The sequence below is a fragment of the Corynebacterium casei LMG S-19264 genome, from assembly GCF_000550785.1.
In the GTDB taxonomy this organism is placed as follows: domain Bacteria; phylum Actinomycetota; class Actinomycetes; order Mycobacteriales; family Mycobacteriaceae; genus Corynebacterium; species Corynebacterium casei.
On the sequence record NZ_CP004350.1, the window covers coordinates 2,519,925 to 2,536,144 of the forward strand.

A 16,220-nucleotide genomic window follows, 5' to 3' on the forward strand; every position below is an offset into this window, starting at 1 on the left:
GGGATGATGAGTTAGGCGCACCACTTAGTCATGACAGCCAGAAACGGTCCAGGAGGGCAACGATCATGAACGCAACAATCGGTCAGGTTCCGATGACGGTTGCGGTTGCGGGATCGACGGGCTTCATCGGCAGCGCCGTTGTTGACGAACTCGTCCGAGTGGGACATCGGGTTCGAGCACTGCGCAGGCACAGTAGCAAGGCAAGCCCTGGGGTCGAAGAGATCGTCGCGCAGGACGGCGTCGCCGACCTTCGGGCGCTCGACCGGCTCCTCACGGACAGCGATGTCCTCGTTCACGCCGTCAGTTACACGGGCGAGGACGAGGAGCTCCAGCGAACGACGAACATATCGGGCACGCGCACGCTGTGCGAGCAAGCCGCTGAGCACTCGATCAGGCGCATAGTCCACATCAGTACGGCTGGCGTCTATGGAACGGCCTTCGCGCCGGGGGTCGATGAGTCAACGCCACCTGTTCCTCGTTCAATGCTGAGCCAGTTCCGCCTGGAGGCAGAGCGGATCGTCATCGATGCCGGCGGCATCGCACTGCGCCCGCAATTCGTTCTCGGAGCCGGCGACACTTGGGTCCTCAGTCGGCTCAGCGCTCTGATTAGGGCATGCGGTGCTCAAGGCGTCGCGAGCGGGGCACACGCCTCGGTAATCGGGCGGTCTAGCCTGGCAAGCGTCGTCGGCATTGTCGCCGCGGGGTCTGCTCGGCACCAGATCTACAACGTCGGAACTGCGGTTCCGGTGTCGATGGGTGACCTGGTAGAACAGGTTCTCACAGGCACAGGAGAGTTTCGCGAGGCCCCACGTCGAGTCTCCGTCGACGAAGTCCTGATTGCAGCCGACAAGATTGGTGTCCCGCGGCGCGCGGTCGCCCTGGCACTGGAAGAGTCAGTACTCGACTGTTCGAGATTGTGGACGGAGTTCCCGGAGACGTCGCGGCCGGCACAGATTCTCTCCGCCAATGACATCGCATGGTATCGCCGGTGGCTCGGCATCACGAACTGACAAGAGGAGATCGAATGGTGAAGGCACGACAGACGACACGCCGCACGGCGAGCCAGGACCGCGGGCGCAAGACGCAGTCGCAGATCATCGAAGGAGCGTCCGCAGTCTTCGAGGAGCAGGAGTACTCGGCGGCGAGTCTCGAGGATATCAAGGAGGCCTCTGGCGTGTCCCAGGGGTCAATGTACTTCCACTTCAAGAGCAAGGAACAGATCGCTCTAGCGATCATCCAGGAGCAGCACAATCGCATCTACGCCGGCGTGGACCCGGCGATCGCCGACCATGCCGATCCGCTCATCCGTTTAATGGCGATCTCCAAGATGATCTGTGAGCAACTGCGTACGGACTCCGTCGTGCGCGCGGGCATCAATCTCGCCCTCGGCCAAGGCTCACTGCGGGAAGCCAGCGCGCGCTCGTACGCGACCTGGGTCGATGGCGTCGGTCAGCTTTTAGGCAAACTCGACCGGGACGGCATGCTGAACTCGGACATCCCGGTCGACAGGCTAAGTGCTTCGCTAGTTAGCCATTTCACCGGCGGGAACCTCATGTCCCAGGCGATGACTCAGAGAGCTGACATGACCGACTACATCAGCACCATGTGGAGAGTATTCATCAACGCTGCTATCGCCGAGGCACACCGGGAGCGGTACAAAGCGGAGCTCGACTCGATGTTCGGCGGATTCGCTCAGGCGGAGTAGGCGAGTGATGCGGTACAGGCGAAGAGGCCGTCGAGCTCGAACTCCATGTCGAACGTTCGGAACCTCGTGTCGCCGCGGGCGAGCGACCTGGAACCGGCGATGCGCGACCGCATGCGCGCGGGTCCGTCGTGAAATTCGGCCAAGGGATTGAGCGCGAAGTCGGCGCTCCTCATCCAAACGTTAGTTGACACGTCCCGATCGACCCCGTCGAATGAGTAGATGAGGATCTGGGCCGCCTGGGCGGAGAGGCGAAGAAAGTCGTCATACCCGAGTGCGAGCTCGTTGCTCGATTCGGCCGCCTTGTGCTCAGAGGTGAGCGTGCCCTGCGCAGGGTCGAGGCCGACGATTTCCGATTTGATCTCTGTTGCTCGCGCCTCGCTGCACGACGGATTGGACCATCGCTGAACGCCGATCCTCTCGACGGCCGCGTCAGTCAGCGAAGGAAGCGCAGAAGCGGCCTCGACACCGGTGCTCACCGACATACGTCCGAATCGCATGTTGGTGAGCCGCTTGCCGGAGCCGATGGCTTCATTCCACTTGACCGGAACGGCTTCGAGGTCGGTCTCCGGCAACGCTCCCGCCCTGATCCGGATCGCGGTCAGGACCGGCGGGCCGGCCGGATCATCAGTAGGCGCGCCCGCCCGGGAACGGAGACACGTGAGCATGGCGCCGAGCGTCAAACCGTCCAGCGACGAGAGATGCGGAGGCATCGAGCCACCAGGTTTTTCCGACCAGTTGTCTGGATAGGCCACCGAGCCGATCACATTGCGGCGCTCTGAGGCAGCCAGGCTGTCGACAGCTGAAGAGCCGGCGAGGATCGTGTGGGTGACCAGTCTGTACCGATGCGACAGGTACCGCTTGGTTGGGTCACCAAGGATGTCGTCGAACGAAGCACGGCTCACGACTCCTCCCCTCTGCGGATTCGCAGCGCCAGCGGGTGCTGGCCAGGTCACGCGAAGCCGCAATCTCTAGATTAACTAAGGTGCCCATGTTAGTCTAGCTGAACCTCTCGGTGGCTCGAGCAGTGAGGGCTTCCATGCAATGGCGCAGGTTATAGGAGGGCAATGGACCAGAGCTACTACCTCCATCTTGGGGATCCGCAGTTCTATGCACCCCTGCCCGAACCCGACGATGCATTCGGCGTGCCGATGCCGCCAGGTTGGGTGTCGCGAGCGTCGTCCGACTGGCTGGCCTTCGCGCCGGCCGGGCATGAGGGCCCGAGGCAGGGCTGGAAGATCCATGTCACGGCGACCGTGGACGACGCGGCTGCCTGCATCAAGCAGGTCGCGGACGTCCTGTTCGACAAGGAAACCCCCTTCAAGGTTTGCCGCACACGGCAACGCTACGTGCGGTCGAATTCGAAGTACGGAAACCGAGCGGGGTCCGGCAAACTCATCACGGTGTACCCGGCGGACGACAACCAGTTTGTTGCTTACCTCGATTTGCTCGAGGCGTCCACAAGGAACTTCAGACCCGGTCCGTACATACTCACCGACCGTCGTTGGAGAGACTCGAACGTCTATTACCGATACGGTGCATTCGTCAGGCAGGAGTTCGAACACGAAGGGAAGACCCTTCTCGGCATCGCCGACGAGTCCGGCCAGATGGTCGAGGACCAGAGAGTTCCCGGGTACAGCGTCCCCGACTGGGTGAACGTCCCCGCCAAAGTCCGCGAGGAGGAGCAATTCCGCGACCAGGAAGAAGGCTCTGGGCGATTGATCAACTATGGCATCGAATCGGCACTGCACTTCAGTAACGGTGGTGGCGTGTACTCGGGCCGCGACCAGAGGACCGATGAATCCGTGGTGCTAAAGGAGGGCCGACCACGGGCGGGTCTGGACGGCACCCTCGTCGACGCATTCGACAGAATCGGGCACGAGGCTCGCATGTTTCACCGGCTCGGAGCCTGCGCATACGTGCCGCGGAACATCGACGATTTCGTGGAGTGGGAGCACCGATTCCTCGTGATGTCGCACGTCGAGGGCACACACATGGGCAGGTACATTGCTGAGAACTACCCGTTCCAGCGGTCTCTGGACCCCTGTGACTACGTCGAATCGATCACGGAGATCGTGGCAGATGCGGTCGCGGGTCTCACCTCAATCCACTCCCGCGGCGTCGCTCTCGGTGATGTCCAGCCGACAAACATCATCATCCGCGAAGACGAGAGTGAGACTCGCGTGTGCTTCATTGACCTGGAGGCGGCCGGCAACCCTTCCAGCCCGGGCTCGAAAGCCCTCGCCACTCCGGGGTATTTCGCCAGGTTCGATGACCCGTTAGGGCACAGGGACTGGGTCGGGCTGCTGCGCGTGATCCGAATGGCGCTGCTGCCCATGGCCACCATGGAATTCATGGCCCCCGAGAAACTGCCGGCGATGCGCGCTTGGATACGCGCAAATCTCGGTGCAACAGCCGACGACTGCTTGCAGCAGGTGATCGACGCCGCACTGCACGAGGGCTACTCGATCACGGATCTTCCGGAGACCGAACCCCGAGCCTGGAACCGAGACGCCCAGAATGCTGATCGTCAGGCAAGCCTCCTAGACCAGCTCGGAGGAATGGTCATCGACCACTGCGATCCGACGACGACGCGCCTTGCGCCCGGAGATGTCAGGCAGTGGACGCGGGCCGGCGGGGACCTCAGCGTGGCCTACGGCGGTGCGGGCATCGCGATGGCCCTGTGGCGCAGCGGGCTCTCCTCCCGCCTTCCCCAGCAATGGGCAGAGCACTTGGCGGTCGAGGATCTGCTGGACACAGCGCCTGGCCTGCTTGCCGGTCGAGCGGGGATTGCATGCGTTCTAGCCGAAGTCGGCGACGAGGAGCGGGCCAAGGTGGTTTTCGACAGCCTGCGCCACGGCGACTCGCAATCGCTGGGCATCGATCTGGACTCCGGGCTGTCCGGAATCGGCCTCGGTCTCCTCGGCGCTTCCGAGCACTTCTCGTCCGAGGCGTACCTCGAAGCCGCTTGCCAGACGGCGGACCTCATCATGGCGAAGGGAACCGAAGAGGATGCGCTTCGACTTGACGAGACTGACGTGACTCCCACAGGACTGTTCTACGGGTGGGCTGGCCCATCGCTGTTCCTCTCCTGCCTGTCACGTAAAACCGGGTCAACGAAGCATCGAGAGGCAGCGGAGTCGTTCCTCGACAAGGAACTCGACCGACTAGACGCCCATCACGAGACGCGCTTGATCAGAGCGCCCGACGGGCGGCTGATGTCATATCTCTCCTTGGGCAGCGCCGGACTGCTCCTGCCGATGGCAGCGCTGGAACCGGATGCGTTCGATCAACGCTGGGCTGACGAGGTCGCAGGCATCATGCACGCCTCTACAACTCGGCCCTGCGCCAACTTCGGGCTCTTCCGCGGATTCGTGGGGCTGCAGTGGGCTACCAATTGGCTGGAGGCAACTGGCGCGACGAACAGCGATGAGAATCTGACGTCAATCCTCGCCGACGAGCTCGATCTCTACCTTATCGACGACAAGAGCGGCATAGCGACTCCCGGCGACTTCATGCTCCGCCGGTCGTGCGACCTCGCGACCGGGGCCAGCGGGTTGATCTGCGTCCTCAATGACATCGGAACTCGTCGTCTCAGCTGGCTCCCAGTGCTGTGCGGTGAAACCTTGATCACCGCAGTTCCAGGCCATCAACCACAGCGAACGGAATGAGAGGAGGTGAGAAAGGTGAACAATGTGCTCGAACTCCAGAAGTTGGAGCTGAAGGATCATGCCATGGCCGCACATCCGATCTCGACGTCGAGTCTCTTCAGCTGCACTGAAAGCACGATTAGCTTCCTCAATTGCGGCTGAGTAAGCACAAGGCGTGGCGATGCCCTCCCGTTCAATAGTTCGAGAGGGCATCGCCACACTCGCGGGGTGGCGTGGAGGCTACCCGGGACGGCTACGAGGCCCTCCGGCAGGCCGTCGACGTGAACAGCCTGGCGCTGCCCGCGACCGACGGCAAGATGATCCGGCACCTAGACACCGAGTAGGCGGATGACTCGGCACACCTTGGGGTCGTAAGAATTTACTCTTGCATCTCGGGGCGAGATCGCGATTGGTTCCAATCTCTCCAAAGTTTCATGAGATCAAATGCCTCCTCGGCTTGGATGGATATTCCTCGTTCCCCTGTGCGTCGGGTGCGACCTCGAATTGTCATCATGCGCGCAGTGAAGAGGCCCGAGGCCGCCTCCTGTTGGGCTTCTTGGAAGAACGTTACGTCGATGCATCCGGTGCCATCGTCGAGGCTGATGAACACCGTTCGCCTCCCGCTGCGCATGGGAGGTGTCTGAGTGGCGACTCGGACTCCAGCGACGAGCACCTCCGTCCCTGAGCGAAGGCCCAGCAGCTCGGATGCGTGGGTGAGGCCGAGGCCCTCGAGCATCGGCCGGTACAGGTCCATCACGTGGCCATCGACTTCGGTGGAGAGCACCTCGAGGTCAGTGGCGATGCGCTCCTCAGCGCTCGGGTCGGGAACGGCCGCGTCCACGAGCACCTCGTCACCGAAGAGCGGAACCTGATTCGGCTGCGGCATTACGGCCTTCTTATGGGTGCGGGCCGTGAGTTGGCGGACGTAAGCGATGATGCCGCCGCGGTGGGCTTGCCCGTGTTCGTCGCGGGTGAGGCTGTCGAACGCGCCGATGCGGGCCAGGCGCATCATCAGTGGCCGCGACGGGCGGGCACGTTCATAGAGGTCTGTGATGGAGGTGTACGGCTGGCCGTCCAGGATTCGGGTGAGCTCGACATCGGTGATGCCGGAGATGTCTCGGAAGGAGAACCGGATCGCCTTGATCCCGGGCGAGACCTGTTCCACCCGGTATTGGTCGGAGGATGCGTTGATGTCAATTGGCAGCAGCGTGATCCCGAGGCGACGGGCCTCTGCGACGAGGAGCCGGCGCGGGTACATGCCCGGGTCGTGTTCGAGGATGCCGGTGAGGAACTCGACCGGATAGTGCTGCTTCAACCAGGCGCTCTGGTAGGTCGGCAGCGCAAAGCTGGCCCCGTGTGCTTTGCAGAACCCGAACGATCCGAACGCGGCCACGTTGGTCCAGATGCGGTCGATCTCGCGATCCCGAAACAACCGCCGCCCCCTCTCATCGACGCGGCCTGCGGTCCGGGCGCGGAAGCGAGCTTCGATGGCGGCGGAGTCGGTGGCGAGAGCACGGCGGATCTCGTCAGCTTCGGCGAGACTGATGTCCATGCAGTCAGCGAGAACCCGCATCAGCTGTTCGTGGTAGATCAGCACCCCGTACGTCTCGGCGAGAAACGGCCGGAACCTGGGGTGCAGGTAGATGATCGGGGCGTAGCCGAGTTTGGCGTTAATGAACGGAGCGACCATGTTCGCCTGAATTGGGCCAGGCCGGAACAAGGAGATATCGGCGACGAGGTCCTCATATTGATCGGGCTGCATCTTGCCGAGGAGTTCCCGCTGCCCGGGTGATTCGATCTGGAAGCACCCGAGCGTGTGCGTGGACCTGATGAGCTCGAACGTGGGCTCGTCGTCGTGCGGGATCTGCTCGAGGTCGACTCGACCATCGGCGGCAACATACGGAGCATCGACGGGCAGCCTGCCTTCGACCGCGGCGGTCGCTCCGTTGACGCGAGCGATCTCGGTGAGGGTGTGAGCGATGGACGATTGCATCCGGACGCCGAGGATATCGAGTTTGAGGAGTCCGGCGTCGTCGATGTCGTCCTTGTCGAACTGCGACATGGGCAGCCCCATCCCGGACGGCTGGGTCGCGGTCAGCGAGAGGAGGTCGCTGTCGCCGAGGATCACTCCACAGGGGTGCATCGAGATGTGCCGCGGGAGCCGATCGAGACGCGCAGTGAGGTCGACGAGCAGATCGAGCTGCGCATCAGTCTTCACCTGGGCGGCGACATCCCGCAGCTCTGGTTTCGTCTCCAGTGCTTGTCGGAAGTCCGCCGGGTTAAAGCGCCAGATGTTCTTCGCGATCCGGTCGATCTGTGCGAGGTCGAGACCGAGGGCGGCGCCGGCGTCGCGAACAGCTCCGCGGGCACGGTACGTCGACTGCATCGACAGCAGCGTCACCCGGTGGTGGCCGTACCGGTCGAACACGGCCCGATAGATGTCGTGGCGGCGCGCGGACTCGACGTCGATATCGATATCCGGCAGCGTGGAACGGGCGTTGCCGAGGAACCTCTCGGAGAGCAGGCTGTGTTCGATCGGGTCGACGGCGGAGATGCGCAGCAAGTGGTTGACGAGACTGCCGGCGCCGGACCCGCGCGCCTGTACCCGGACCCCCATGTCTCGGATGAGGTCGACGACATCGGCGACGGTGAGGAAGTAACTCTCGAACCCGAACCCGCCGATGGTGGCGAGCTCATCACTGAGCCGGTCCCGCACCCGGCGCAAGCCGGTGCCGTACGCGTGCGGGTACCTGTCGGTGATCGCGGCCTCGCAGCGCTGCCGCAGCACCCGCACCGGATCAGCCCCCGCGAGTCCGATCGCCTCCAGCTCAGGCACTTTCGGGTGTCGCCATCGCAGATCCGTCTCCGGGCCGAGACGACACCAGTCGGCGACCCGCTCGGTGTGAGCAAGCAGATCGATGGCGTCATCGCGGCGCAGCCCCGCGTAATCGCAGATGCGGTACGCCAGATCGTGCATGACCGAGGCCGGCTTCAACCACGCCTGAGCAGAGTGAGGTTCGAACGCGCCAAGGGGCAGGAGGAACGCGGCTGAGTCGAGGACATCGCCGGTGATCGCGTCGTCCGGGCGGAGAAATCGGACCACGTTGGTGAGCACCACCGGCACCCCCTGGACACGGGCCAGTTGGAGCATGTCGGCGGCTTGCTGCAGGCTCGCCGCCGTACCGGGGCGAGTGTGGTGGCAGACGATCTCCACGGCGATACCGCCGGGCAGCCTCCGCTCCCACGCCTCGAGCAGGGCCCGGGCACGCGGGCGGTCGCCGTTGAGGACGGCGCGGCCGACATCGGAGCCGGGGCCGAGGAGCACCGTGGCGACGGGACCGGTTTCGCCGCTCAGGAATGCGGGTGCTTGGTCGGGGGTGATCCAGGCGCTGCGGTGGGCGGTGCCGTGGAGGGTGTGCTGGCGGCGACGCGGCGAGTGGGCGGCCGAGATGAGCCGGACCAGGCCGGCCCATCCGGCACCATGGTTGTGGCCGTGCGCGAGCACCGTGACCGTAGAGAGCTGACCGTTATCGTCGCGGGTTTGGAGGTTCGCGCCGACGATCGGGTCGATCCCGGCGGCGAGGCACGCGCGGACGTGGCGGATCGCCCCGAAGATGCCGTCATGATCGGTGATCGCTGCCGCATCAGCGCCGGCGACGACAGCTGCAGCGACGAGAGTCTCGGGGTGGGCGGTGCCGTGGTGAGCGGTGAACGCCGAGGCAACATGGAGATGGGTGAAGGAGGGCACGGACGCTCTAGTCGGAGACGACCCGGATCGACCATTGCGGCCCTGCACCAACCGCGAGGTCGAAGATGAGCATCTCACCGTCATCGAGCGCCTTGGCTTGCACCTGCCACATCGGCCGCTCGACCATGAGGGCGTTCTTCGTGCCCACGAGGTCCGTGTTGTCCTTCCACCAGCGGACCCGGGACATCCACGGGATGGGGCGGGCGCAGACAATGAAACGGCGACGGTGCCAGATGAACCGCTCCGGGGCGCCAGAGGAGGTCGTCCAGACGGTCGCGACTTCCTCGCGGTGCATCGTGTCCATGGCCCACTCCCTCCAAATCGAACAAATGTTCGATGATTCAGTGTAGATCCATGCACCGACATAGCCAAGGGCACCACCGTTGTGATCGGCTGACCCACGCCTCTGATCTGCTGCGACCGTTCTACAGTCCACGCTCGGAAGTCCGTCGCGCAGAGGTGCGCTCTGGCCGTGGGAGCGAGCTCGAGGAGTGCTGCGTCCGCAGCCGCGAGTAGGCGACCTGCGCGGTTCGCCGTTCGTCTGCCTGCTGCGGGGACTCCACATCTTTGTCTGACCCGAGCGGCGCCGCGCTTTGGATGTCGTAGCGCTGTCGATACAAGGCGATCGTCACTGCATGGGCCCGCCACCACTCCCGCTCTCGGGTGCTGGGCCCCGGTGCTCCGAGCTGCGTCGCCCAGCCGACCTTATGGTCCACCGCCTCGTCGAGAGCGGCACCGGCCGCCGCGTCGATGAGAGCTTCACGTTGGCGTAATGCGGTGCGCATGTCCTCGTCCAAGGGCTCAGCGGGGCGGGCGATGAGGCCTCCGACTCGTCCCGGCGTCGAGGTTCTGCCGTGGGTCATCTGGGCCGTGGCGGTATCGATCATCGACGCCAGGTGTGCGGCGGGGTCGGCTTCGTCGCTGGTCGGTTGAAGGCGTGGAGCCAGCGCGGTCAGGACGCGGGTGGGCGAATGGCCTGTTGCCTCGTGGCGGGTGATGGCGGCTTCAAGTTGTTCGTAGTGCGGGCTGGTGAACACATCGTCCGCAACGGCTTCAGGGAAGGGTGCGACGTCCAGATAGGCGGCGCTCCGCTCGACCTGTGCTTCCCGGGCGAGCACGTCGTACTCGTGCACCAGCGTGGCCAGAGATGCGTGCCGATCGACTTCGTGCTTCAGGGTTTCGGTGGCCGAGAGGTCAGCATCACTGCGGGCCAGCACGCGGTGCAGTTGCTCGATTCGAGTCAGCGGTTCCGCCGTCTCCAGGTGGGGTTCGATCTCGTGGGGGTCGGGCTGGATGATGTAGGCGGTGTTGTTCTGCTTGCCGCGGGTCATTGCCACGTAGAACAGCTCGCGGGACGCGGTCTCGGGATCGACGAGGGCGTGGACGGTGTCCACGCTGGCACCCTGCGCCCGGTGCACCGTGGTGGCATAGCCGAGCTCGACGTCCTCGGCGACATACTCCGCTGGCAGGACCAGCTCAGCCCCAGCAGGCTGGTCTCCGGGGCCGAGGCGGCGCACGGCCAGCGCCCCGTTCTCGAGCCTGCGGGCGACGGACCAGCGGTCGCCGTTCTTCACCCAGGACCGGCCGAGACTCAGCTGGCGGTCGTTGCGCCGTGTCACCACCAAGTCCCCTACCCCGGCAGTGGTGCCATCATGCAGCCCGATCCCGTCGCGCTCGACGCGCCCGTCCGCGATGAGGTCCTCGCGGGCGCGGGTGTTCAGCTCGGCGACCATCTCGGCGTTGCCCGCGATCATCAGCGTCGCCAGGCCTTCATCGCGGTCCTGCTGCCAGGCAGTGTAGGCGGCATCAAGCATTCGCTCGATGCTCCCGTCGACCAGCCGGCCGTGGTTCTCGTAGTCCTCGAGCACGGCGGTCTTGCCGCGGCGCAGGTCGAGGCTGGCGGTCTTCTCCCACTCGTGGACGAACCGGCGCGCGTCGGTCAGCGTCGGTGGGCCGGGACGGTGGCGCACGAGCATCCCGAACGCCCCGCCGGTTTCTACGGAACTGAGCTGAGCCGGATCACCGACGAGCACCAGCTTCGCCCCGGCCTGCCCCGCGTGTTCAGCGATCCGATCCAAGGTCAGCGTCCCGGCGAGACTGGCCTCATCGAGCAGGATCAGCTGGCCGGGCTGGAAGTCCCACCGGCCTCTCTCGTGCTCGTAGAGGAACTTGGCGGTGTTCTCGGCCTGCACGCCCAACGATTCCCCGAGGACTTCCGCCGCGGCCGCCGAGGGAGCCAAACCGATCACGGAGCCCTGCCCATGGCGGGCAGTCCAGGCACGGTGCAGCCCGCGCAGCGCGGTGGTCTTCCCCGCACCGGCGGGGCCGACCAACAGGTCCAGGCTCCGCCCCGAACAAGCGATGCGAGTCACGGCGGCGGCCTGATCATCGGCCAGCCTCACGCCCTGGATCTTCCGGGAGACGTGCCGGGCAACCATCCGGGATGGCAGTCGCGGCGCGGATGTGTCATCGGCGTGTTTCAGCAGGCGGTGTTCGGCGTCGAGGATCTCCTGACTGGAATAGGCGACCTGGTCGCTGGACTGGAAGCGGTTCCCACTCCCGTCGACGTAGTGCCCCGGCACCGCACGGTCATATTCGGGTGTCAGGCGCAGCGACTGGGCTTCCGCCCCGGCCACGATCTGATCCAGCACTGCGGTGCGCTCGGCCGGGGTGGTGAAGCGGGTGGACATGAGCTGACGCATGGCTTCAGCGTGCAGATTCCACCGCGTCCAGGTCGAGCGCCGATCCGCGACCGTCATCACCACCACCGCTGCCAGGTCCTCGACCTGTTGCGCGCCGAGGTCCTCGGCACGCAACCGGGACGCATCGGGTGTGCGGGTGAGCACGTCTTGCGCCCAGGTGGTTGCATCGGTGCCCAGCAGCCGGGTTGCACGCTCCCGCCAGTCTGCGGTGAGCTCAGCCAGCGAATGCAGCTCTTTTTCGGGCCGAGTTTCCAGGGTTGCTTGCTGGCGCAATCGTGCGATGGTGTCCGGGCTGGGCGCGTGCCCGTGAGCGTCCCGGTAGTCACGGATGAGCCGGTTCTTCGCCTGCTCGATACCCTCCACTCCCCCACTGCTGCCGGTGGAGCGTCGGGAGAACTCCGCGATCAACTCGGCAGGGATGCCGGTGATTTCCCAGCCGGTGTTCCTGTCCTTGCCTCGGTCGACGGGCTCCCAGGTCAGGCCGAGCAGGTCGGCGGTGTGGTCGATGAGGTAGGCGTTGTAGCTGGCCGAGAGAGCGACGGTGGCCTTGTGCAGCCGCCGCGAGTCCAGGCTCCTCCACTTCCCGTCCTCGCCTTGGACCTTGTTCGAGACCACCAGATGCGTGTGCAGCTGCGGGTCGGCGGCTCTCGAGTCGTAGTGGTCGAAGGCGGTGGCGATGACGCCGGTGATCGGCATCCGCGCGATCCCACCCTTGCCGACCCGGGTCGAGGCCACCCGCTCTTCCAGCATCGCGACGGTGTCGCGCATCGCGGCGTGATGGGCCTGTGCCAGCAGCTCTTGCATCGGTGCATCCGCAACACCCCAGAGGGTGCTCAGGGACTTCGGCGGGGAGAACGTCAGGTCGAAACCTGCAATGGCGCTCTTGGGCTTCCGTGCAGCCTCTTCGTCGCGGATGTCCTGGATCATGACCTCACGTTGCGCCGCCGGCATGTCCGGGGCGAGCTTTGCAACCCGGTCGGCAATCCGCTCACGCGGTGGGCGCAGGCTCGGGTAGGCGTGGCCGAGTTTCGCGCCGGTGACCGGGTGCACGCCCTGCCCGAGCAACCGGGCCAGGTGCTCCTCCGTCACGGTCGACCCCTCATCGACTCCGGTGCCGGTGCCGTCGTCCAGGGATGCCAGGCCGGTGCCGAGCCAGGTCCCCGGTGGGCTGCCGGACTCGGTGTAGTAGCGGGTCAACGGGGTGCCCAGGTCGCGGTCGCCGTCGCCGGCGGCGACGGTTTTCAGGAGGTATTCGTAGCCGCGGCCGGCGGACATAGGGCGGATCGTCATCACCACGATGGCCCCCTCCCGAGACGGGCTCAGGAAGGGGCCGCCTCAGCGGGCAGGTGCGCGCAGCGCGCCGAGTCGCACCCTGGTGCCAACCGTGTGAGTGGTTCTCAAAGGCCTGGGGACCTCAGAAGCATCGGATGATCCAATGGGTCTATGGGGGCGTCCGGAGGCAGGACTGTGAGCGAGAAGCTCGTGAGGCGAACGGCTTAGGTGACTGACCCGGCTGGGGTCAACAAGTCGTCAACGACGCCCGCGAGGATCGTCCGCTCGACTCGGGCTGCGCACTTGACAACCTCCGAATGATCCCCCGGGATTCCGCCGTCCTGCTGCGATGGGCAGAATCCAGTAGCGGCGAGGTCCGCAAGGAGCCCGACCTTCGCCACGGGGTTGAGGGCCGCCGAGACATCGTTGAGTAGCCGTCGTGTAGCGGCTGCCGCCAGTTTGCCTGCGATTGCGCTGCCTGTGGCGCTCTGAACCTCTTTGCCGACGGCGGTGGCGATGTCCCCTGGAACGCTGGTGAGGGTTGCACATGCTTCGCCGATGGCCGCGGCTACGGCGCAAAGCAGATGGCTCTCGGAGCGTCGGAATCCGGCGGCAGCCTCACGACGACGCCTCGCCTTGGACCTCGCTCCGAGCACGTCTGCGACGCCTTCTGCAACTGATGTTCGTGCGCGTGCTGCGACCTCACTCCAGTCCTCGGTGCTCTTGGGATCGAGCTCGCCCGCTGCGAATGCGACGCCCACGTCCGCAGCTGCATTTGAGAGCCTGTCGAGGAACTTGCCCGTCGTCAGAGAACGCCATTCACAGCGATAGTAGTTCGGGTCAGACTTGGCTCGACACATAAGTCCCTCTCCTCACCAAACGCGGGACCAGAATTGACGGCCAGTCGTTGGCGCGTTCGGCGATGAAACTATCGCAACATCACCGGAGGAGGCCAACCACACCCTGTGAGTGACAGGCTTCGCTCGCAAGCCACCACTGCACATAGCGGTGACTCGATGGACAACAAGCCTGAACATCTAGGTACGGGACTGATGCAAGGAGAGGTGACAATTCGGGTGTCACGCTGCGACTGCAGGTGACTCAATAATTGCTTCGTACTCGACAGGTGTCAAACGACCCAACCGGGCTTGCCGCCGACGACGGTGATACGTCTGCTCGATCCACGTCACGATCGCGATTCTCAACTGCTCCCGACTCACCCACCGGCGACGGTCGAGAACGTTCTTCTGCAGCAGGGCGAAGAATGACTCCATGGCCGCGTTGTCGCCAGCAGCACCGACCCGGCCCATCGACCCAACAAGGCCGTGGCAAGCCAGACTCTGAGTGAATTTCCTTGATCGAAACTGACTGCCACGGTCGCTGTGTACCGTGCATCCGCCCACATCACCACCCCTGCGGGCCACCGCCATCTCGAGAGCGTCAACAGCCAACCGGGCCTTCATCCGCGCACTCATCGAGTAGCCGACGATCCGGCCCGAGTAGACGTCCTTGGTCGCACAGAGGTACAGCTTGCCCTCATCGGTGTGGTGTTCCGAGTAGGGTCGGACCGGGGCGCTCTGCCAGCCTCACGACTGGTAAGTTTCCCCGGCCCGCCCTCCGAACCGGACGTGCCCATTCCTGAGCATCCAGCTCTCCATGCCAATCAAGCCGCAGCACTGTCCCATGGCGTGGGAATACGAGTTCCCCGGAACCGATAGCGAGTCACTGGAACCCGACAGGCCCGGAAGAACGGGTGAGTCCCATAGAGTGGTGGCATTCCCACCAGGGACTTCACCCCCAAAAATGTGAAGAACCATCGTGGGATCCCGCTAGTAGTTCCGCCAAGAACCTCACGAAAGGCATCCCACGATGGCTGACCCCAATTCTGCCGTGTCGACCCTGATCAACCAAGTCCTGACCGACCCTGACCTCGCCCACTCCGACGTGTTTAGGCAAATGCTCCAAGCTGGCCTCCAGGACCTCATCGAAGCCGAAGCCACCGCCACGATCGGTGCCGCCCGCTACGAACGCAGCGAAGACCGTTCAACACGCCGTAACGGGTCGCGGAAGAAGACCCTGGCAACTCCCTCGGGAGAAGTCGACCTGGCGATCCCGAAGCTACGGAAAGGCTCGTTCTTCCCGTCCCTGCTCAATCCCCGTCGGCGGGTCGATAAGGCCCTCTACGCCGTCATCTGCCAGGCCTGGATCGACGGAGTCTCGACGAGGAAGGTCGATGACCTTGTGCGTGCTTTGGGCAACGAGTCCGGGATCTCTCGGTCGACGGTGTCGCGGATCTGTGCCGACATCGACGAGGCAGTGGCCGAGTTCCTGGCCCGTCGACTCGATCACACGTGGTTTCCCTACCTCTTCGTCGACGCCACCTATGTCGATGTCCGCCACCGGGGTCGTGTCGTGTCTCAGGCCGTGGCTGTGGTCACGGGTGTCTCATCACAGGGCAGGCGGGAGATCCTGACCATGAGTGTCGGAGATGCCGAGTCCACGGACTTCTGGACACAGGTCCTGCGTGGGCTGCGTGAGCGGGGGTTGAAGGTGAGCACCGAGACTGATCCCGAAGGGGTCGCGCTGGTGATCTCTGATGCTCATTCGGGGATCAAGGCCGCGGTCAAAGCGATCCTGCCCGGTGCTGGGTGGCAGCGGTGTCGAGTCCACTTCGCTCGTAACGTCACTCAGCGCCTTGGCAGTGCGCACTCGAAGCCGGTCAACGCGTTGATCTCAACGATCTTCGCCCAGACCACAGCCGAGGCCGTCATTGCCCAGTACAAGCAAGTCGCTGAGAGTCTGCGGGCGTCGTTTCCCGACATCGCCGACATGCTCGAGTCCGCCGAGGTCGATTTGACGGCGTTCGTGTCCATGCCCAGGCAGCATTGGCAGAAGATCTGGTCGAATAACCCGATCGAGCGGTTGAACAGGGAGATCAAACGCCGTGCTGATGTCGTTCAGATCTTTCCGAACCGGGAGTCGGTGACTCGGTTGATCGGGGCCGTGTTGCAGGAACAGCACGAGGAATGGCAGTACGGTGAGAGACGCTATTTGTCGGAGATCTCGATGCGCAAACTCGTGACGGTGTTGCATGGGCAGACCGAGGTCGACCCGGTCGGGGTGGTGATGCCGCTGACCGCGTGATT

At 64.5% G+C, this 16,220-nt stretch carries 10 protein-coding genes and 1 pseudogene; 5 read left to right on the forward strand and 6 right to left on the reverse strand.

Annotation, left to right across the window (positions count from 1 at the left end; genetic code table 11):
• Nucleotides 1-65 precede the first annotated feature (65 nt).
• Nucleotides 66-1,010: an NAD-dependent epimerase/dehydratase family protein gene (locus CCASEI_RS14515; RefSeq protein ID WP_009885249.1), complete on the forward strand. Its 945-nt coding sequence runs from the start codon at nucleotides 66-68 to the stop codon at nucleotides 1,008-1,010.
• A gap of 14 nt (nucleotides 1,011-1,024) precedes the next feature.
• Nucleotides 1,025-1,705 (forward strand): ScbR family autoregulator-binding transcription factor, encoded by a 681-nt coding sequence (locus tag CCASEI_RS14520; protein WP_009885250.1) that lies wholly within the window; start codon nucleotides 1,025-1,027, stop codon nucleotides 1,703-1,705.
• Here CCASEI_RS14520 and CCASEI_RS11520 read toward each other — a convergent pair.
• Nucleotides 1,693-2,607: an AvrD family protein gene (locus tag CCASEI_RS11520; RefSeq protein ID WP_009885251.1), complete on the reverse strand. Its 915-nt coding sequence runs from the start codon at nucleotides 2,605-2,607 to the stop codon at nucleotides 1,693-1,695. The genes CCASEI_RS14520 and CCASEI_RS11520 overlap by 13 nt on opposite strands.
• A 162-nt stretch (nucleotides 2,608-2,769) precedes the next feature.
• Here CCASEI_RS11520 and lanKC point away from each other — a divergent pair, with 162 nt between their 5' ends.
• Nucleotides 2,770-5,373, forward strand: coding sequence for a class III lanthionine synthetase LanKC (gene lanKC, locus CCASEI_RS11525; protein ID WP_009885252.1), 2,604 nt, complete (start codon nucleotides 2,770-2,772; stop codon nucleotides 5,371-5,373).
• 24 nt (nucleotides 5,374-5,397) lie between these two features.
• On the forward strand, nucleotides 5,398-5,514 hold the full coding sequence (locus CCASEI_RS15735) for a class III lanthipeptide (RefSeq protein WP_180957271.1): 117 nt from the start codon (nucleotides 5,398-5,400) through the stop codon (nucleotides 5,512-5,514).
• Between the two features lie 217 nt (nucleotides 5,515-5,731).
• Here the strand turns inward: CCASEI_RS15735 and CCASEI_RS11530 are convergent, their stop codons facing one another.
• From CCASEI_RS11530 to CCASEI_RS11550, 5 genes and pseudogenes are all read right to left on the reverse strand, one after another.
• The gene (locus CCASEI_RS11530; protein ID WP_009885255.1) at nucleotides 5,732-9,100 is read right to left on the reverse strand and encodes a DNA polymerase III subunit alpha; all 3,369 of its coding nucleotides are present in this window, start codon (nucleotides 9,098-9,100) and stop codon (nucleotides 5,732-5,734) included.
• A gap of 7 nt (nucleotides 9,101-9,107) precedes the next feature.
• The gene (locus CCASEI_RS11535; protein WP_009885256.1) at nucleotides 9,108-9,404 is read right to left on the reverse strand and encodes a DUF6504 family protein; all 297 of its coding nucleotides are present in this window, start codon (nucleotides 9,402-9,404) and stop codon (nucleotides 9,108-9,110) included.
• Between the two features lie 121 nt (nucleotides 9,405-9,525).
• Entirely contained in the window at nucleotides 9,526-13,092 is a 3,567-nt protein-coding gene (mobF, locus tag CCASEI_RS11540) for a MobF family relaxase (RefSeq protein WP_225868470.1), read from the reverse strand.
• A gap of 206 nt (nucleotides 13,093-13,298) precedes the next feature.
• Nucleotides 13,299-13,934, reverse strand: coding sequence for a hypothetical protein (locus CCASEI_RS11545; protein ID WP_009885258.1), 636 nt, complete (start codon nucleotides 13,932-13,934; stop codon nucleotides 13,299-13,301).
• Nucleotides 13,935-14,153: 219 nt separating this feature from the next.
• Nucleotides 14,154-14,630, reverse strand: a pseudogene (locus CCASEI_RS11550) (IS3 family transposase); the annotation flags it as partial.
• Nucleotides 14,631-14,943: 313 nt separating this feature from the next.
• Here CCASEI_RS11550 and CCASEI_RS11555 point away from each other — a divergent pair.
• Complete coding sequence (locus CCASEI_RS11555) at nucleotides 14,944-16,218, forward strand: IS256-like element ISBli2 family transposase (protein WP_009882371.1); 1,275 nt, start codon at nucleotides 14,944-14,946, stop codon at nucleotides 16,216-16,218.
• The last annotated feature ends 2 nt before the right edge of the window (nucleotides 16,219-16,220 follow it).